This window comes from Streptomyces hygroscopicus subsp. hygroscopicus, assembly GCF_001553455.1.
Classification (GTDB): domain Bacteria; phylum Actinomycetota; class Actinomycetes; order Streptomycetales; family Streptomycetaceae; genus Streptomyces; species Streptomyces hygroscopicus.
In genome coordinates, this window is the sequence record NZ_BBOX01000093.1 from 1 (window position 1) to 17259 (window position 17259).

The following is a 17259-nucleotide window of genomic DNA, read 5'->3' on the forward strand; positions in this document are numbered from 1 at the left end:
CCCCCCGCCACGAGGCGGAGTGGCAGGCGCTCGCCGCAGGGCTGACGGACGCCTCACCGCGGACCCATCCGCGGATCGCCGCCCTCGGCCCGCGGCTCCTCTCCGGATCCCCCCAGGACCGGCTGACCTGGGGTTTCCACATCCTCATCGCCGGAGCGGCGAACACCCCGCTGCCGGAGCCGCTCTCCCCGTCCCCGGCGGACGCCACGTACGCCGGGGACTGAGGCGGGGGGGCGCCGGCCGCGCCCGGCACCGACCGGTGTGTCCGGTCCGCGGTCACGGTCACCTCAGTTCCCGGGGTGTGCTGGTCCGGTGTCGGTGGCCGACCGGCGTGTCCGGCGCGCCGCCACGGTCACCTCAGTCCCCGGGGCGCACCGGTCCGGCGCCGGCGCCGGAGGCGGTGATGGCGGCGGCGATCAGGGACAGGTCGTCCGGGGAGAGGCGCAACCGGGCCGCGGAGAGCCAGCCGTCGAACTGGCCGGGGTTCTTCGCCCCCACGATCGCGGCGGTGACGCCGGGGAAGGCGAGCGTCCAGGCCACCGCCACCGCGCTGGTCGGCACCCCGTGGCGCTGGGCGACCTCGGTCAGCGCGTCCGCCACCCGCAGGTTGCGCTCCAGCCGCTCACCGGTGAAGTCAGGGTGGCCGTGGCGCCAGTCGCCGGGGTCCAGGGCGGCCACCCGTTCGCGGGAGAAGGCGCCGCTGAGCAGCCCGGACTCCATCGGGGCGTAGACGATCACCCCGGTGCCGTGTGCGGCGCACCAGGGGATGGTGTCGGCCGCCGCCTGGCGGCTGAGGGCGGAGAACGGGGGCTGGTGGGAGTCGACATGGCCGATCTCCTCGGCCGACCGCAGCATGGGCACGTCGTGATTGGACAGCCCGGCCGCCCGGATCTTTCCCTCGTCACGCAGTTCGACGAAGGTCTCCCAGTAGACCTCGACCGGTGTGCCATCGGTGGGCGGCCAGTGCATCTGGTACAGGTCGATGCGTTCGACACCGAGTCGGCGCAGTGAGCCCTCGACCTCCCGGCGCAGGCTGCGGGGGTCGGTGACGCGCCGGGGCTCCCCCTTGGGGTCGGACTCGTCCCAGTGCAGACCGCCCTTGGTGAAGACCAGTGGCCGGTCGGCGGCGGGGAGCTCCCGCAGCGCCCGGCCGACGACCCGTTCGGCGTGCCCCCGGCCGTAGATGGGGGCGGTGTCGAGCCAGTTGATGCCGAGTTCGACCGCGCGCAGCAGCGTCTTCACCGACTCCTGGTCGTCCTGGTGGCCGCGTCCGGAGACCCATTCGGCCCCGCCCATGGCGAGGGTGCCGAGGCCGACGCGGGTGATCTCCATGTCCGTGCGGCCGAGCCGGGACGTGGGCAGCGATGTGGGCAGTGGGGTCATGCTGGGTCCTTCCGGGGACGTAGGTGCGGGCCGGCGCGTCCGGGGCGGTCGACGGACGCGGCCCGGGTGGGACGGGGCCGGGACGGGCCGCGCCGGGCCCGGTGGAGGCGCCGGTGTGGCGAGGCCGGTGGGGAAGTGCCGGTGCGCAGGCACCGGTTGGGCGGCGGGCCGCGGCGGGCCCGGTCGGTCAGGGCCGGTCGGCGGCGGGCCCGGCGATGGTCCGGATGAGCCGCAGGGTGCTGTGGCCGACGGCGGTGCGCGCCGACCGCAGGTAGCGGCGCGGATCGGTCACGTCCGGCGTCTGTTCCAGGACGTGGCGGAGCGCCGCGGTGAACGCCTGGTTGAGCTGGGTGCCGACGTTGACCTTGGTGATGCCGTGGGCGACGGCCTGGGCGATCCGTTCGTCGGACAGCCCGGAGGAGCCGTGCAGCACCAGCGGCACCGGGACCTCCGCGTACAGCGCGTCCAGCAGGTCCAGGTCGATCCGGGCGCTGCGCTCGCGCATGGCGTGCGAGGTGCCGATCGCCACCGCGAGCGAATCGACACCGGTCGCCGCGACGAAGTCGGCCGCCTCGTGCGGCACGGTACGCGCTCCGGGAGCGTGGGCACCGTCCTTGCCGCCGATGGCGCCGAGCTCCGCCTCCACCCACACCCCGGCCTGGTGGGCCCAGGCCACCACCTCGGCGGTGGCCGTGACATTGCGCTGGTAGGGCAGGGTGGAGGCGTCGAACATCACCGAGGTGAATCCGGCGTCCACCGCCCGGCGGCACAGGTCGGAGGAGGTGGCGTGGTCCAGGTGGAGCACGATCGGCACCGAGGCGGCCCGCGCCAGCTCGCGGCAGGCGGCGGCGAGGGGCTCGATGCCGTCGTGGTAGCGGACGGCGTTCTCGCTGAGCTGGACGAAGACCGGCAGCCGGGCCTCTTCGGCGCTGCGGACGACGGCTTGGGCGTGTTCGATGGTGATCACGTTGAAGGCGCCGACTCCGGTACGGGCGGCACGGGCGGCCGGGAGCAGGTCGGCGGGGTGGGCCAGGGTCATGGGTCAGCTCGCTTCGCTGCGCAGGAGACGGTCGTACGACGCGATCAGCCGCTGGTAGGCGGTGGCCTTGTCGGCTTCGGGGGCCGGTACCGGGTGCCGGCGCACCGGGCTGTCGGCGCGGCCGCTGAGGGCGCGTTGGGCCAGCAGTGCCGCGCCGAGCGCGGCCGATTCCGGCTGATCCACGGTGAGCAGCTCACCGGCGGTGGTGGCCGCCCGCAGCTCGCGCCACAGCGGTTGGCGGGTGGGCACCCCCGCGGCCACCGACCGAGTCGGCCGGCGGCCGGTGGCTGCCCGCAGTGAGCGGCTGACCTCGCGGGAGGCCATGGCCAGCCCCTCGCTGAGCGCCCGCATCAGGGTGATCCGGTCGGTGCCGATGCCGACGTGGAGGAAGTGGGCCGAGGGCGGGCCGTCGGAGGCGATCAGGCAGCGGACGCCGTCGCTGCCCGGCGGCCCGGCGGCCATCAGCTCGTGCAGCCGGTCCTGGTCCGTGAGGCCCAGCAGGCGCAGCCAGTGCTGGTACAGATGGCCGGAGGGCAGGTTGCGGTGGACGTAGAACAGCTCGCCGTCGACGAACCGGCCGATGTCGGTGCGGGGCCCGGCCGGATCCGGGACGGGCGGGGTGTCGGTGAGGATGAGGTGGGCCTCGGAGGTGCCGGCGGAGACGAAGGATTCGCCCGGCTGCCGGATGCCGCAGCCGTAGGCGCCGCAGAAGTGGTCGTGCCCGGCGCTGACCACCGGGATGCCCGCGGGCAGCCCGCACCGCTCGGAGACGTCGGCGGCGAGCGTGCCGACCGCGGTGCCGGGCCGCACCAGGCGGGGCAGTACGCCCGCGTGGGCACCGGCCCACTCCACCGCGGGGGTGATCCAGGTGCCGGTGGGTACGTCGAACCAGCCCGTGCGGGACGCGTGCGACCAGTCCATGGTCAGCTCGCCCGGCCGGTGTCCGGCCAGCTGCCCGGCGACGAAACCGGCCAGACCGGTGACCCGTTCCGTCTCCTTCAGCTGCCGCGGCCGGTGCTGGGCCAGCCAGCGCAGGGTGAACACCGAGAAGCTGGGGTCCGCGCCGGCCGGCAGCGCGTCGGCGCCGGCGCCGGCCGGGTGGTCGGCGTACTCCCGGCCCAGCGGGTTGTACCAGGTCAGTACCGGCAGCAGGGGGCTGCCGTCCGCTCCGACCAGGACGATTTCCTCGCTGAGGGAGGCCAGCGAGACGGCGGCCGGTGGCGGGCCGTCCAGATCGCGCACGGCCTCGGCCACCGCGTCCGCGACCGTTCGCAGCACGGCGGCGGCGTCACGGACCGGTCCGTCACCGGTGTGTTCGACCGGGGTCGGCCGGGCCGCCTCCGCGGTGACGCGCCGGCGGTCCGCGTCGTAGACAACGGCCTTGGTGCGTGTGGTGCCGATGTCCACTCCGACGTACTTCACGGGGTCACCTCCGGGGCGAGCGGCCGCGGGTGCCGCACCCGGACCCCGGCGAGCAGCGCCGTGAGGTCCGGGGACGGGCCCAGGTCCGGTTCGAGGACCGCCGCGTTGGCGGCGGCGGCAGCCGTGCCCTGGCGCAGCGCCTCCTCCAGACCCGCGCCGCGGGCGCAGGCGAGCGCGAAGGCGGCCAGGAAGGTGTCCCCGGAGCCGGTCGCGTTGACGGTGCGGACGGCGGGCGGCAGGACGGTGAGCGCCCGGTCGGCGGTCACCGCGAGCAGTCCTTGGGCGCCCAGGGTGACGACGACGGTCTTCAGGCCGCCGCCGAGCAGGTCACGCAGGGCCGGAACGAGGTCCGCCGGGTCGGCGGTCGCGGCCGGCACGCCGAAGGCGGTGGTGAACTCCTCGACGTTGCACTTCACCAGCCACGGGTCGTGGCGGACGGCCGCGACCAGGGCCGGACCGCTGGTGTCCACCAGCGCCCGGGCGCCCCGGGACCGGACGGCCGTCACCAGTTCGCCGTAGTAGTCCGGGCCGAGCCCCGGAGGGAGACTGCCGGTGAGGACCACGTGGTCGCCCTCGGCGCAGTCGTCGGCCAGCGCCCGCAGCAGCCGTTCGGCCTCCTGCGGCCGGATCGTCGGGCCGGTCTCGTTGATGACGGTCGAGTGGCCGGTCGACCGTTCGACCAGGACCGGGTTGATCCTGGTCTCACCGCTGATCACGGTGTGCCGGTCCTCGATGCCGAGGGTGGCGCACTGCTCGCTGATGTAGCGGCCGACGACTCCGCCCAGGAAGCCGTAGAGCACCGGGCGGCCGCCCAGCCGGCTCACGGCCCGGGCGACGATGAGGCTCTTGCCGCCGGGGAGGATGCGGGTCTCCAGTGACCGGTTGACGGTGTGGGGCTCCAGCCGGTCGAGGTACTCGATCCTGTCCATGGCGGGGTTGGGGCCGACGATCCGGATGCGGTGGCCGCCGTGGTGCCGGTCACGCGTCCGCGGCGTCGTGTCGTCGTCCCGCCTGTGGGTATCCACGCGTTTCCATTCCGTTGGGGTCGGTCGGGGGTGGGTCGGCCGTTGTGCCGGGGTGGTGCGGGCCGTGCGCGGCCTCGGCCGCGCCTGGCCGGTACCCGGGCCGGGTACCGTGCGGCCCGGAGGCCCGGAGGCCCGGAGGCCCGGAGGCCCGGAGGCCCGGAGGCCCGGAGGCCCGGAGGCCCGGAGGCCCGGAAGGCCCGGAGATACGAGGTGGCCGGAGATACGAGGTGGCCGGAGGTACGGAGGCCCGGAGATACGAAGGTGGCCGGAGATACGAAGTGGCCGGGGCGCTCACAGCACCTGGGCGAGGAAGTCCCTCAGCCGGGGCGAGGACGGCGAACCGAAGATCTGCGCCGGCGGCCCCTGTTCGACCACCTGCCCGGCGTCCATGAAGACCACCCGGTCGCACACCTCGCGGGCGAAACCCATCTCATGGGTGACCACCATCATGGTCATCCCGCCCTTGGCGAGCCCGCTCATGATGGTGAGCACACCCTTCACCAGTTCGGGGTCGAGAGCGGACGTCGCTTCGTCGAAGAGCATCAGCTCCGGCTCCATGGCCAGCGCACGGGCGATGGCGACCCGTTGCTGCTGCCCGCCGGAGAGGCCGGCGGGCCGTGCCTCGGCCTTGGCGAGCAGCCCGACCTCGTCCAGCCGGCGGCGGGCGATGGCGTCGGCCTGCTCGCGCGGCAGCTTCCTGATCTTCCGCAGCGCCACCGCGACGTTCTCCACCACGCTCATGTGCGGGAACAGGTTGAAGCTCTGGAAGACCATGCCCACCTTGCCGCGGACCTTGTCGATGTCCGTGTCCGGGCGGGTGATCTCCTCGCCGTGCACGAAGATCCGCCCCGAGGTGGGTTCCTCCAGCCGGTTGACGGTGCGCAGCAGGGTGGACTTCCCCGAGCCGGAGGGGCCGATGATGCCCACCACCTCGCCCTGCCCGATCTCCAGGTCGATCCCCTTGAGGACCTTCAGCGGACCGAACGACTTGTGCAGCGCCTCGATCCGGACGACGGCGGTGCCGCTCATGCGCTGGTCACCTCCATCGGTGTCGGGCGGGCGTCGGGGCCGGGGCCGTCACCGGCCTGCGGGGCGGCGGTCTTCGGCCGGCCGTTCTTCAGCCTGCGGTCCAGAAGGTTCACCAGATGGGTCAGCGGTACGGTGATCACCAGGTACATCAGGCCCGCCGCCACCAGCGAGGACATGTTCCCGGTGCGCTGCGCCACGTCCTGGCCGATGCGGTAGAGCTCCCGCTGGCCCTCGGCGAAGCCCAGCAGGTAGACCAGGCTGGAGTCCTTGATGGTGCCGATGAACTGGTTGGTCAGGGCGGGCAGGACGTTGCGCACTCCCTGCGGGACGACGACCAGCCGCATGGCGGTGAGGTACGGCATGCCCAGGGCGCGGGCCGCTTCCAGCTGGCCCGGCGCGACGGCCTGGATGCCGGAGCGGAAGATCTCGCTGATGTAGGAGCCGGTGACCAGCCCCAGGGCGACGATCCCGTAGGGGTAGGAGTTGGTGCCGAAGGGGTGGACGCCGGCCAGCGGCAGCCCCTGACCCAGCAGGAAGATGGTCAGGATGATCGGCAGGCCGCGGAAGATGTCCACGTAGACCCGGGCGGGCCAGCGCAGCCACACCCGGCGGGAGAGGGCGGCCAGGGCCAGGGCCATCCCGACCACCAGACCGATGGCGGTGGCTCCTCCGGCCAGGGTCAGGGTGTTGACCAGTCCGATGCGGATCAGGTCGGGGAAGACCGACGCCATCAGGTGGACGTCGAAGAAGGTTTGGAGCACCGAGTCCATGTGCTGTCTCCGATGTGAGCCGGCGGTGCGTGCGGTGGACGGCGGATCAGTTGGGGTAGCTGTTGCTGGGGTGCTCGGCGTAGTACTTCTTCAGGAAGGCCAGCTGCGGGGCGGGCTTCTCCTGGGGCGCCCACTTGGTGAACAGCCGCTGGTAGGTTCCGTCCGCGACGATGGCGCGCAACTGCTTGTTGAGCGCCTTGCGCAGCGCGGTCTGCTTCTTGTTGACCACCACGGCCGCGCCGCGGTTCTTGGGGTCGGCGGTGGCATAGGTGGTGTGCACGGCGTACTGGGTGGTGAACTTGTTGGCCTCCTGGCCGTCGAGGAAGGCCGCGTCGACGTTCTTCGAGCGCAGCGCGGTCACCGCGGCCCCGGTGTCGGGGAAGGTCACCAGCGTGGAGTCGGTGAAGTACTTCTCGGCGTAGAGCGCCGACATGCTGGCCGCCTGGACGGCGACCCTCTTGCCCTTGATGCCCGCGGCCCCGCTGCCGATCGAGGAGCCGTTGCGGACCAGCACGTCCATCGTCCCGGTGTAGTTGGGCAGGGTGAAGGACACGCTCTTGCGGCGTTCGTCGGTGTCCGCGATGGAGTTCATCGCGATGTCCACCTGGTGGGTGCTGACCATGGGCAGGATGGAGTCGAACTCGTAGGTCTTGACCTTGGTCTTCAGGCCGAGGCGCTTGGCGAGCTCCTGGTAGACCGCGAGGTCGAACCCGACGACCTTGCCGCTTTTGTCCGTGTAGGAGAACGGCTGTGAGGAGCCGGTCGTCGCCAGGCTGAGCACGCCCGGCTCCACCAGGCCATAGGGGTTGTCGTGGGTGGACGCGGTCCCGCTGCCGCCACCACAGGCGGTCAGGGCGAGGGCGGCGGCAACCAGCGCGGCGGCAGGCAGGGCGCGGCGGCGTGGCATGGGAACTCCCGGTGCGTGGTGGGTGAGTGAGGTGATGTGGGGGGAGTCGGAAGGGGTGACGGGTGACGGGTGATGGCGTGGCGGGCCGGAGCGGCCGGCCCGCACCGGCCGCGGTCAGCGGAACCGGTCGGGTGAGAAGCCGCTGATGTCGAGCGCGGGGGTGCGGCCCAGCGCGAGGTCGGCGCCGATCTCGCCGACGGCCGAGGCGTGCTTGAAGCCGTGACCGGAGCAGGCGGCCAGCAGGACCACCCGCGGATAGGCGGAGCTGAACCCGATGGAGAACGCCTCGTCGGGGGTCATGGTGATCATGCATCCCCGGGGGGTGCGCACCTGCGGGACCAGGTCGGGCAGATGGGTGCGGACGAAGTCGGTGACCGCCTCGTACTCCTCGGGCCGCACCTCGGCGGCGTTGGCGTAGGGGTCGTCGATCAGGTAGCCGCCGTTGTCCTGCATGCCGACCTTGACCCCGGTGGCGTCGATCATCGGGGCGCCCCAGCCGACCCGGTCGCCCGCCTGGTGGGTGAAGACCGGGAACCGCTCGGGGGTGAACAGCTCCTCCCGGCCGGGCCGCGGGGTGAACCAGGTCAGGATCGCCCGCCGGACCCGCAGCGGGATGGCGAGGTCGGGCAGCAGCCGGGGCAGCCAGGCACCGGCCGCCACCACCGCGGTGCCGACCCGGATGTCCCGCTCCGAGGTGCGGATCAGCACGCCGTCGTGGTCCGGGAGGATCTCCTCCACCCGGGCGGAGTCGATGATGCGCGCCCCGGCGCCCACCGCGGTGCGGGCCGCCGCCCGGATCGCGGCCTCCGGCCGGATGAACCCGGTGGCCGGGTCGAGCACGGCCACCGCCTCGTCGGCGATCCGGTGCTGTGGGTATCTGCGCAGCAGTTCCGCGTGGTCCAGCAGGTCGTGCGGCAGGCCGCAGTCCTGTGTCACCTGCCGGACCTGCTTGACCAGATCGCTGTCGGGAGCACCGATGGACAGCCCGCCGGGCAGGTCGAGCAACCGCTCGCCGCTCACCCGCTCCAGCTCGCGCCACAGGTCGTGGGCGCGCCGGGCGAGCGCCGCGTACTGCGGCCCTTCGGAGGTGGCCATGCGGAACAGCCGGGAGTGCCCGTGGGAGGAGCCGCGGTCGTGGCCGGGGGTGAACTGTTCGATACCCACCACGTCCGCGCCCCGGGCCGCCAGACGCCACAGCGCCGCGCTTCCGGCCGCTCCCAGGCCCACGACGCCCACCTGCGCATCCATGGACGCACACCTCCGCCCTTGTCCGTTCGTCGGCTGCTCGCCGATCGCTGAACAGAAAGAAAGCACGGCCAAACGCAGATAAACAAGAGTCGAGCCACAGAATTAACAAGCTATGCTGGTCGGGCAGTACCGCACCGGGCGCGAGCGGCATCTGGCAAACGCCCCTGCCGACCGGAGTCGACGCGGTAGCGTCGGTCGCCCGCACCCGCACCCCATCCCTCACCATTGGAGTGCCATGACCACTGACCGGGCTCCGGCGGCCGACCGGCCGCGCCAGGGGACATCCGGAGGCTCTCTGTACGCCACCGAGCGGCAGCAGGAGATCATGCGGTACGCCACCGCGGCCGGCCGGGTCGAGGTCGCCCAACTCGCCCGCGACCTGCGGGTGACCGCCGAGACCGTACGCAAGGACCTCAACGCGCTTCAGCAGTTGGGCCTGCTGCGCCGGGTGCACGGCGGCGCGGTCCCGGTGAACCAGCTGCTGGCGGAGCCAGAAGTGGCGGCCCGCACCGAGTGGACCGAGGAGAAGAAGCGGATCGCCAAGGCGGCCCTGGCCGAACTCCCCCCGCAGGGCTCGGTGTTCATCGAATCCGGCTCCACCACGGCCCTGCTGGCCGAGCAGCTGCCCCCGGACCTGCAGCTCATCGTCTACACCAACTCGCTGCCGGTGGCGATGATGCTGACCCCCCGCCCGCAGCTGACCGTCATCACCCTGGGCGGCCGGGTCCGCGCCGTCACCCTCGGTGAGGTGGACAACTTCGCCCTGCGCAGCCTGCGGGAGATCAACGTGGACGTCGCCTTCCTCGGCGCCAACGGGATCAGCCTGGAACGCGGCCTGACCACCCCGGACGCCGCCGAGGCCGAGGTCAAGCGGCAGATCCTGCGCTCCGCCCGGCGCCGGGTACTGCTGGTGGACCGCACCAAGATCGGCGAGGCCGCGCTGTGGCGGTACGGAGAGCTGTCCGACATCGAGGTACTGATCACGAATGACCTCGACGCCGAGCAGAGCGCGGCGCTGAACGCCGCGGGACCGCATGTGGTGGTGGTGTGAACCCCGCCGGAAAGCGGGAGCCCGCACCGGCTCCCGACGCCCAGCCGTCCGGACTGCCCCAGCCGTCCCGGCCGCCCCGGCCGGTGAGCTTCGGGCTGGTGGGCAGCGGATGGCGCGCCGAGTTCTACTTGCGGATCGCCCACGCGCTGCCGGACCGGTTCCAGGTGGCCGGTGTGGTAGCACGCCGCCCACAGCGGCGCGCGGAGCTCCACCGCACCTGGTCGGTGCCGGTCTTCGGCAGCCTTGAGGAACTGCTCGCCGTCGGCCGGCCGGACTTCGTCGTCACCGCACTGCCCCGCGCCGTCAACGCTCACACCGTCGCCGAGCTGACCCGAAGAGGCGTACCGGTGCTGTCCGAGACCCCGCCGGCGGCCGGCCTCGAGGAGATGACCGCCCTGGTCGACGCGGTCGGTGACGCGGTGGTCGAAGTCGCCGAGCAGTACCAGTACCTGCCGACCTACGCGGCCGCCCTCCAGGCGGCCTCGCGTGGAGTTCTGGGCGAGATGACATCGGCTCAGGTCTCGGTCGCCCAGACCTACCACGCCATCAGTCTGCTACGACGGTTCCTCGGGGTCGGCATGGCCGACGCAACCGTGACGGCGGTGGAGTTCACCAGCGAGCTGGCGCACGGCCCCGGACGGGACGGATGGCAGCGGGAAGGAACGACCGCCGCCCGGCAGACCATCGCCACCCTGCACTTCGGCGACCGGCTCGGGCTCTACGACTTCACCTCCGGCCAGTGGTTCCATCCGCTGCTCGGCCGCCGCCTCGTTGTCCGGGGGCAGCGAGGCGAACTCATCGACGACCGCGTCACCTGCCTGCACACCCCGCGCACCCCCAGCCTCCTGCGGTTCGAACGGCACCAGACCGGCACCGGCGCCGACCTCGGCGGCTTCCACCTGGAAGGCATCTCCCTCGGCCCGGACCGCCTCTACCGCAACCCTTACGCCCCCGCCCGCCTGGCCGACGAGGAAATCGCCATCGCCACCTGCCTGTCACGGATGGCCGACCGGCTCGCCGGAGACCTCGGGCCCTACCCCCTGGCCGAAGCCTGCCAGGACCACTATCTCGGCCTGGCCGTGGAAGAAGCGGCACGCACCGGTCGGCCGGTGACCACCGTGCGGCAACCGTGGGCCCTGACGCCCTGACGCTCCTGGGCAGGTGGAACTGGTTCAGCGTCGTCTTCCAGCGTGCCGCGACGTGGCTGACATCGCGGCTCGGGGGTCAGCGGGCGGCGAAGGCCAGGAAGTCCGTCCAGGCGGTGGCGGCTATGCGGAGGTGGGGGCCGTCGGGGTTCTTGGAGTCCCGTATGTGGACGGTGGTGGGGGTGGTGGCGACCTCGACGCAGTCGCCACCGCTGGAATCGCTGTAGCTGGACTTGTGCCAGTCGTAGGCGACTTCGACGCACTGGCCACCCGTGTTGTCGCTGTAGCGGCTCTTGAACCACCTGAGTCGGCTCATAGCTCACCCATCAACTGTTCGATGAAGCTCACGGATTCCTCGGGGCCGAGGGCTTGCGACCTGATCATGGCATAACGGCGGGCTAGGACCGCTGCCTCATTGGGTTTCGAGATGAGGGTGCTCTTCCCGTGGCTCTCTGTATAGGCCAGTGCTGCCTGGTCCGCAGTTTCGACCAGCTTCATCGGGCCTTGGAGCCCCGCGTGCCCGCCCGGACTCATTGGCAAGACCTGGATGACCACATTCGGCCGTGCTGCGCACTCGATAAGGTACGCGTGTTGGGCGCCCATGATTTCGGGCCCGCCGAGCTGACGTCGGAGGGCCGGTTCGTCGAGGATCACGTTCACCACTGCCATTGGCTTGCGGTCCAAGAGAGCCTTGCGGTCCATCCGCGCCTGGGTAAGTGCCTCCACCTCGTCGGGTTCCAACGGCGGAAAGGCCGCCTTGAGCACCTCGCGTGCGTATCCCTCGGTCTGTAGCAAGCCATCGATCAGCTGGGTGCAGTACGACGACACCCTCAGCGCTTCCTGCTCCAGTTGAACGAAACCCTGGAAGTGAGCCGGATACCGCTCCAGCTTCAAATACTTGATCGCGGAACGGAGCAGCCCACCCGCGTCCAGAGCTTTCTCGGCCGCGTCGATGAACTCGTCCGTCGGCGGCTTCGCGCACGTCTCGACTGCGCTCACCGCCGATCCGGTGTAGTTCATCAACGCGCCCAGCTCGTCCTGGGTGAGCCCCGCTCGTTCCCGCAGAAGGCGCAGGACAGCGGCGAAGTACTGCACGGTCGGCGGAGCGGAGTCCTTCTTCTTCGACTGGGCCACGCGGGCCACCCCCTCAACAACGGTCAACGTCAATCAACCGGCGTTCGACAGGAGTTGTTGCTCGCCGCAGTCGACGCTCTGTTACCGGGTTCCTTGCAGAAAGCCCCGGCGTTCACGCCGGGGATGAATGCATCTCAAGACTGCTGTGGCGTGCCCGTTAGAGCGGACGTTTTTGCTGCTCGATGTACCGGCGGACGATCGCCAGCGGTGCTCCGCCACACGATGCGGAGAGGTACGAGGGCGACCACAGGTGCCCGTGCATGAGGGCGTGGTTGATCCGGCCGGTGAACTCCTGCCGTATCCGGCGGGCGGAGACGCCCTTGAGGCTGTTGACCAGCTTGGAGACGGCGACCTTGGGCGGGTAGTGCACCAGGAGGTGGACGTGATCGCGCTCACCGTTGAACTCCTTCAACTCGGCTTCGAAGTCCTCACAGACCTTGCGCATGATCTCTTCGCAGCGCGTGAGCATCTCGTCGTTGAACACCCCGCGCCGGTACTTCGTCACGAAGACCAAGTGCACATGCATCGCTGAAACAACCTGTCTGCCACGCCTGTAGTCATCCTTCCCATCCATGAGACCAATCGTAGTAAGCTCCTGGGCGTGCAGCTCCGCTACAACTACCGGGCCTACCCGGACGCCTCCCAGCGCCGTGCGCTGGCGAAGGCGTTCGGATGCGCCCGGGTGGTGTGGAACGACTGCCTGCGCGACCGCAAGGAAGCACACGCGGCAGGTCTGCCGTATGTGACGTCGGCCGAGTTGTCCCGGCTGCGTATCACCCAGGCCAAGCGCACCGAGGAGCGCGCCTGGCTCGCCGATGTGTCAGCGGTCGTCCTGCAACAGTCGCTTCGGGACCTGGACACCGCCTACAAGAACTTCTTCGACAGCCTCAAGGGCAAGCGGCCAGGCCGCAAGGTCGGGCCGCCACGGTACAAGTCGAAGAAGGACACCCGGCAGTCGATCCGCCTCAACACCAACGCCTTCCGCATCCAGGACGACGGCACGGTGTATGTGGCCAAGGTCGGCAACCTCAAGGTCACGTGGTCACGTCGGCTTTCGACAGCCCCGACGTCTGTGACCGTCACCAAGGACAGCTGCGGCCGGTACTTCCTCAGCTTCGTGGTGGACACCGAGCCGGACATCCTGCCCGAGGCGGAGACCGACGCCGGGATCGACCTCGGCCTGTCCGCCTTCGCCGTCCTGTCCGATGGCCGCAAGATCGACAGCCCGCGCTTCCTGCGCCGGGCCGAGAAGAAGCTCAAGCGCCTTCAGCGGGAGTTGTCCCGCAAGGCCAAGGGATCGAAGAACCGGGCCAAGGCCCGTATCAAGGTCGCACGCGAGCACGCCCGCGTGGCGGACCAGCGCCGGGACTGGCACCACAAGGCATCCACGCAGATCATGCGCGACAACCAAGCGGTGTACGTGGAAGACCTCGCGGTGTCCGGTCTCGGACGCACCCGTCTGGCCAAGTCCGTGCACGACGCGGGATGGTCCGCGTTCGTCGGCATGCTGGAGTACAAGGCGATCAAGCACGGCCGCACCTTCGCCAAGGTGGACCGTGCTTTCCCGTCATCCCAGGTCTGCTCGGCCTGCGGATTCCGGGACGGCCCCAAGCCCCTCCACGTCCGGGAGTGGGCGTGCAGCGCGTGCGGCACCGTGCACGACCGCGACCACAACGCAGCCCGAAACGTCCTCTTCGAAGGACGCCGTATCGTCGCCGCCGGACGGGCGGAGACGCCAAACGCCTGTGGAGCGCCGGTAAGACGGGCACACGTGCCCGCACAGCGCGGTGAAGCAGGAAGCCCCCGGACGGGTCAGACGACCCAGGCCGGAATCCCTGGACTTTAGGCCAGGGAGCACGTCAATGGTGAAGGTAGCCGCCTGCACTGACAGTGGGAGCATGAACGCGGAAAGTCACGACGTAAATCCCCTTCATGGCTGGAAGCAGAGGTTTACGTCCGTCCCCCCATCCGTCCCCCGCGCCCGCCGCGCTGCCCATGCCGCTCTCGGCGCCTGGGGCCTGGACCGGGGCTCGGCCGGTCTCGTCCTGCTGGTCGTCTCCGAGTTGGCGACCAACGCCGTTCGCCACGGGCGCGTACCGGGGCGGTACTTCGACGTGCGTATCGCATATGACGCAGAGAAAATGGTCGGCGTCGAGGTGTCCGACCCCCGGGAGGGTTGCCCTCTCCTCGCGGACGCGACACCGGACGACGAATCGGGGCGCGGTCTGGCGATCGTGGACGCCTTCGCCGAGGCATGGGGCATCCGGGAGCGCGTGGTCGGCAAGACGGTCTGGGCCCGAATCCGCCTCTAGCGGTGCTTGGTCATGCGCGGCGCCGTCTCGCGCCTTCGGCGCAATTGAGCATGGGTCCGGGGGGTGGGGGGCGCGGCGCCGCCGCCGGCTGCCGGGCAGGTGGGGCGTGGGGGCCGTGGCGGCTCGGCGGCGCGAAGGGCGAGATCCGATCCGGAGTGCGACCCGGTGGGCCCTCCGGGTACCCCTCCTGAAAACGCTTGATCTGACGCAACTAATTTATCAAGCATTTTCGAGAGGGTGTCCCACCCCCCGTCCGGAACGAACCCGGAAGTCCGGCGGCGGCCTGGCCCCCGAGCGCGGACGCCGCCACCGGCGCTCGCACCCGGTGGCCCGGCGGTCGGCGGCGGTGCCCCGCGCCCCCCCCGACCCATGCTCAAATGCGCCGAAGGCGCGAGACGGCGCCGCACCCAACCGACGACAGGTGGACCCTTCCGTTTCGCGCCATGCGGGTGCCCGGCTGGACGCGGCCGGGTGGCATCCGCGCGTCGTGGTCGGTGACGGCGCGAAGGGGCATGCGGGCAACGCGCCGTACGACCGGGTCCTGGCCACCGTCGGGCTCCGGGAGGTCCCCGGGGCGTGGATCGGGCAGACGCGGCCCGGGGGTCTGATCGTCGCCCCCTGGGGCACGCACTACACCCACGCGGACGCCGTGGTCCGGCTGGTGGTGCGGAACGGGACCGCGTCGGGGCGTTTCGCCCGCCCCGTCGAGTTCATGAAGCTGCGTACCCAGCGGCTGTCGCTGCCGCCGCACGGGGCGTACGTCCCGGTCGGGGGCGGGGACGGTGGCGCCGATGCGTCCGTCACCGGTATCACCGAGAGCGAGTTCATCACCCCGCCGTACTCCGCCCTCCGCTTCGCGCTGGGGCTCCGGGTGCCGAACTGCGTCCAGGCCGTGGCCGACCGGTGCGACGGCGCGCGGCCCGTGTGGTTCTACGGGCTGACCGACCGCTCCTGGGTCCGTGCGGGGGTGGCGGAGGCGCGCGTCCGGCAGGCGGGGGAGCGTCGGTTGTGGGACGAGGTGGAGGCCGCGTACCGGTGGTGGGTCGGCCACGGCAGGCCGGACCACACCCGCTTCGGCCTGACGGTCGGCCCGGCCGGGCAGCGCGTATGGCTGGACGATCCGGGCGACTGCTGGGCCCCGTAGCGGCCGTGCGCGTGGGCTGCGGTAAGCGGAATGGAATCGTCCTGGTAACCCACCGTCCTCCGGGGCGCGGAAGCGCTGTGCAACGCTGGAGGCCGGCTCGTGCGCTTGGCACGGGCCGGTGATGCGAAGTGAGGCCGCGGCGTGCAGAAGCCCCGATGGAAGACCGTGGGGGGAGCCCTGCTGCGGGTGACGGCGGTGTGGGCGGTGTCCACGCTCACCATGCTGGCGCTCGCCGGGATCCTCCCCGACTTCAGCTTGAAGTCAGGCGACGGTGACAGCGCGACCCGGATCGCGATCACCGCGGCCAGCGGGGCGGGGGCCTTCGGTGTGCTCAGCGCGCTGGTGTGGCCACTGCTCGTGCGGGCGCTGCTGCTGATGCCCGCGCTGGTGCTGGGGCTGCTGGTGTTCGTGCTCAACGGCTCGATGCTGCTGATCGCCCTCAGCCTGATCCCGGCCGGGCGCGGCGCCGTCGAGCCGGAGACCGCCGTCGTGGTCGCGGCCGTGATGTCGGCCGCGTCGTCGGCCACGAGTACCTTCCTGACCGTGCGGGACGACGGGGCGTACCGGCGGCGGCTGGCGCGGCTGGCCGGGCGGCGCAGGCGGCGGCTCGGCGAGGACGGAGGGTGCGCACAGCCCCCGGGGACGGTGTTCCTGCAACTCGACGGGGTGGGGCACGCGGTGCTGCGGGAGGCGCTGCGGGAGCGCGAGAACCGGCCTCCGGTGATGCCCACCGTCGCGGGCTGGGTGCGCGGCAGCCACGAGGTCACGCCCTGGCGCACCGACTGGTCCAGCCAGACCGGCGCCAGCCAACTGGGCATCCTGCACGGCTCCAACGAGGACGTGCCCGCCTTCCGCTGGTACGAGAAGAGGACCCGGGAGGTGATGGTGAGCAACCGGCCGACCAGCGCGGCGGTGCTTCAGCGCCGCGCGGCCGCCCGCGCGGGACACGACGGACTGCTCGCGGTGGACGGGGCGAGCCGGGGCAACCTGTTCACTGGCGGCGCCGACCAGCTGGCCCTGGTGCTGTCGGTCGCGGCGCGGCGGGGCAAGCACAACCGCTCCCGCTCCGGCTACTTCGCGTACTTCTCCGACCCCGCCAACGCGACCCGTACCGCCGTGTCGTTCCTCGCCGAGGTCGTGCGGGAGATCTGCCAGTCCACGCGCGCCAAGCTGCGCCGCGAGAGGCCCCGGGTCAAGCGGGGCGGGCTGTATCCGTTGATCCGGGCGTTCGCCACCGTCGTGGAGCGGGACGTGGTGGTGACGGCGGTGATGGGGGACATCCTCTCGGGCCGTACCGCGATCTACGCCGATCTGGTGGCGTACGACGAGGTGGCCCACCACTCGGGGCCGCGCAGCCGGGACGCCCAGCAGGTGCTCGCCCGGCTCGACCGCTCCATCGCGCTGATCGCCAAGGTCGCCGAGCACGCCCCGCGCGACTACCGGATCGTGCTGCTGTCCGACCACGGCCAGAGCCCCGGCGAAACCTTCGCGGGGGCCTACGGGCTGACGCTGGAGGACCTGGTGCGGGCCGGCTGCGGTCTGCCCGTGTCGCGGCGGGCCGGACGGACCCCGAGCGGGGCGGAGGCGCGTACGGCGGGGCGGGCGGCGCTGCGCCGCCCGGAGAAGCCCGAGACCGACGTGCCCATGGCC

At 71.6% G+C, this 17259-nt stretch carries 17 protein-coding genes and 1 pseudogene; 7 read left to right on the top strand and 11 right to left on the bottom strand.

Translation table 11 applies throughout. From position 1 onward, the window contains the following. Positions 1–224 (top strand): annotated as a pseudogene (locus AXW62_RS10250) (TetR/AcrR family transcriptional regulator); the annotation flags it as partial. Positions 225–357: 133 nt separating this feature from the next. Here AXW62_RS10250 and AXW62_RS10255 read toward each other — a convergent pair. The 8 genes from AXW62_RS10255 to solA form a co-directional block, all read right to left on the bottom strand. Next, positions 358–1383 carry an aldo/keto reductase gene (locus tag AXW62_RS10255; protein ID WP_060944236.1) on the bottom strand — a complete coding sequence of 342 codons (1026 nt, stop codon included), beginning with the start codon at positions 1381–1383 and terminating at the stop codon, positions 358–360. Between the two features lie 187 nt (positions 1384–1570). Further along, entirely contained in the window at positions 1571–2422 is an 852-nt protein-coding gene (locus AXW62_RS10260) for a class II fructose-bisphosphate aldolase (protein WP_060944237.1), read from the bottom strand. Positions 2423–2425: 3 nt separating this feature from the next. Further along, positions 2426–3844: an FGGY-family carbohydrate kinase gene (locus tag AXW62_RS46635; RefSeq protein ID WP_060944238.1), complete on the bottom strand. Its 1419-nt coding sequence runs from the start codon at positions 3842–3844 to the stop codon at positions 2426–2428. After that, positions 3841–4869: a 1-phosphofructokinase family hexose kinase gene (locus AXW62_RS10270; protein ID WP_060944239.1), complete on the bottom strand. Its 1029-nt coding sequence runs from the start codon at positions 4867–4869 to the stop codon at positions 3841–3843. The genes AXW62_RS46635 and AXW62_RS10270 overlap by 4 nt, the downstream gene beginning before the upstream one ends. A 291-nt stretch (positions 4870–5160) precedes the next feature. Further along, positions 5161–5898, bottom strand: coding sequence for an amino acid ABC transporter ATP-binding protein (locus AXW62_RS10275; protein WP_030832449.1), 738 nt, complete (start codon positions 5896–5898; stop codon positions 5161–5163). Continuing rightward, positions 5895–6668, bottom strand: coding sequence for an amino acid ABC transporter permease (locus AXW62_RS10280; protein ID WP_030832447.1), 774 nt, complete (start codon positions 6666–6668; stop codon positions 5895–5897). Before AXW62_RS10280 ends, AXW62_RS10275 begins: the two co-directional genes overlap by 4 nt. Positions 6669–6714: 46 nt before the next feature. Next, positions 6715–7575, bottom strand: coding sequence for a substrate-binding periplasmic protein (locus AXW62_RS10285; RefSeq protein WP_060944240.1), 861 nt, complete (start codon positions 7573–7575; stop codon positions 6715–6717). 114 nt (positions 7576–7689) lie between these two features. Continuing rightward, complete coding sequence (gene solA, locus AXW62_RS10290) at positions 7690–8823, bottom strand: N-methyl-L-tryptophan oxidase (protein ID WP_060944241.1); 1134 nt, start codon at positions 8821–8823, stop codon at positions 7690–7692. A 295-nt stretch (positions 8824–9118) separates the two neighbouring features. Here solA and AXW62_RS10295 point away from each other — a divergent pair, with 295 nt between their 5' ends. Continuing rightward, a complete protein-coding gene (locus tag AXW62_RS10295; protein ID WP_030832441.1) occupies positions 9119–9874 on the top strand; it encodes a DeoR/GlpR family DNA-binding transcription regulator in 756 nt (251 codons plus the stop codon). Then, positions 9871–11022, top strand: coding sequence for a Gfo/Idh/MocA family protein (locus AXW62_RS10300; RefSeq protein ID WP_060944242.1), 1152 nt, complete (start codon positions 9871–9873; stop codon positions 11020–11022). The genes AXW62_RS10295 and AXW62_RS10300 overlap by 4 nt, the downstream gene beginning before the upstream one ends. A 76-nt stretch (positions 11023–11098) precedes the next feature. On the opposite strand, the gene AXW62_RS10305 is transcribed toward AXW62_RS10300, so the two are convergent. From AXW62_RS10305 to tnpA, 3 genes are all read right to left on the bottom strand, one after another. Beyond that, a complete protein-coding gene (locus AXW62_RS10305; RefSeq protein ID WP_060944243.1) occupies positions 11099–11335 on the bottom strand; it encodes a DUF397 domain-containing protein in 237 nt (78 codons plus the stop codon). Further along, positions 11332–12153, bottom strand: coding sequence for a helix-turn-helix domain-containing protein (locus AXW62_RS10310; protein WP_060944247.1), 822 nt, complete (start codon positions 12151–12153; stop codon positions 11332–11334). The genes AXW62_RS10305 and AXW62_RS10310 overlap by 4 nt, the downstream gene beginning before the upstream one ends. Positions 12154–12310: 157 nt before the next feature. Continuing rightward, positions 12311–12727 (bottom strand): IS200/IS605 family transposase, encoded by a 417-nt coding sequence (tnpA, locus tag AXW62_RS10315; protein WP_079115556.1) that lies wholly within the window; start codon positions 12725–12727, stop codon positions 12311–12313. 27 nt (positions 12728–12754) lie between these two features. Between tnpA and AXW62_RS10320 the strand changes: the two genes are divergently transcribed. From AXW62_RS10320 to AXW62_RS10335, 4 genes are all read left to right on the top strand, one after another. Further along, positions 12755–13999, top strand: a complete 1245-nt coding sequence (locus AXW62_RS10320; RefSeq protein WP_060944245.1) for an RNA-guided endonuclease InsQ/TnpB family protein — start codon at positions 12755–12757, stop codon at positions 13997–13999. Positions 14000–14051: 52 nt separating this feature from the next. After that, the gene (locus AXW62_RS10325; RefSeq protein ID WP_063817560.1) at positions 14052–14465 is read left to right on the top strand and encodes an ATP-binding protein; all 414 of its coding nucleotides are present in this window, start codon (positions 14052–14054) and stop codon (positions 14463–14465) included. Positions 14466–14886: 421 nt separating this feature from the next. After that, positions 14887–15609 carry a methyltransferase domain-containing protein gene (locus AXW62_RS10330; protein WP_252368564.1) on the top strand — a complete coding sequence of 241 codons (723 nt, stop codon included), beginning with the start codon at positions 14887–14889 and terminating at the stop codon, positions 15607–15609. A 141-nt stretch (positions 15610–15750) separates the two neighbouring features. Continuing rightward, on the top strand, positions 15751–17259 hold a 1509-nt coding region (locus AXW62_RS10335), incomplete at its 3' end, for a phage holin family protein (protein ID WP_174556373.1).

Coding starts and splice junctions, on each gene's coding strand:
- AXW62_RS10325 (WP_063817560.1), top strand. CDS start 14,052: ATGAACGCGGAAAGTCACGACGTAAATCCCCTTCATGGCTGGAAGCAG.
- AXW62_RS10275 (WP_030832449.1), bottom strand. CDS start 5,898: ATGAGCGGCACCGCCGTCGTCCGGATCGAGGCGCTGCACAAGTCGTTC.
- tnpA (WP_079115556.1), bottom strand. CDS start 12,727: ATGGATGGGAAGGATGACTACAGGCGTGGCAGACAGGTTGTTTCAGCG.
- AXW62_RS10255 (WP_060944236.1), bottom strand. CDS start 1,383: ATGACCCCACTGCCCACATCGCTGCCCACGTCCCGGCTCGGCCGCACG.
- AXW62_RS10305 (WP_060944243.1), bottom strand. CDS start 11,335: ATGAGCCGACTCAGGTGGTTCAAGAGCCGCTACAGCGACAACACGGGT.
- AXW62_RS10280 (WP_030832447.1), bottom strand. CDS start 6,668: ATGGACTCGGTGCTCCAAACCTTCTTCGACGTCCACCTGATGGCGTCG.
- solA (WP_060944241.1), bottom strand. CDS start 8,823: ATGGATGCGCAGGTGGGCGTCGTGGGCCTGGGAGCGGCCGGAAGCGCG.
- AXW62_RS10285 (WP_060944240.1), bottom strand. CDS start 7,575: ATGCCACGCCGCCGCGCCCTGCCTGCCGCCGCGCTGGTTGCCGCCGCC.
- AXW62_RS10260 (WP_060944237.1), bottom strand. CDS start 2,422: ATGACCCTGGCCCACCCCGCCGACCTGCTCCCGGCCGCCCGTGCCGCC.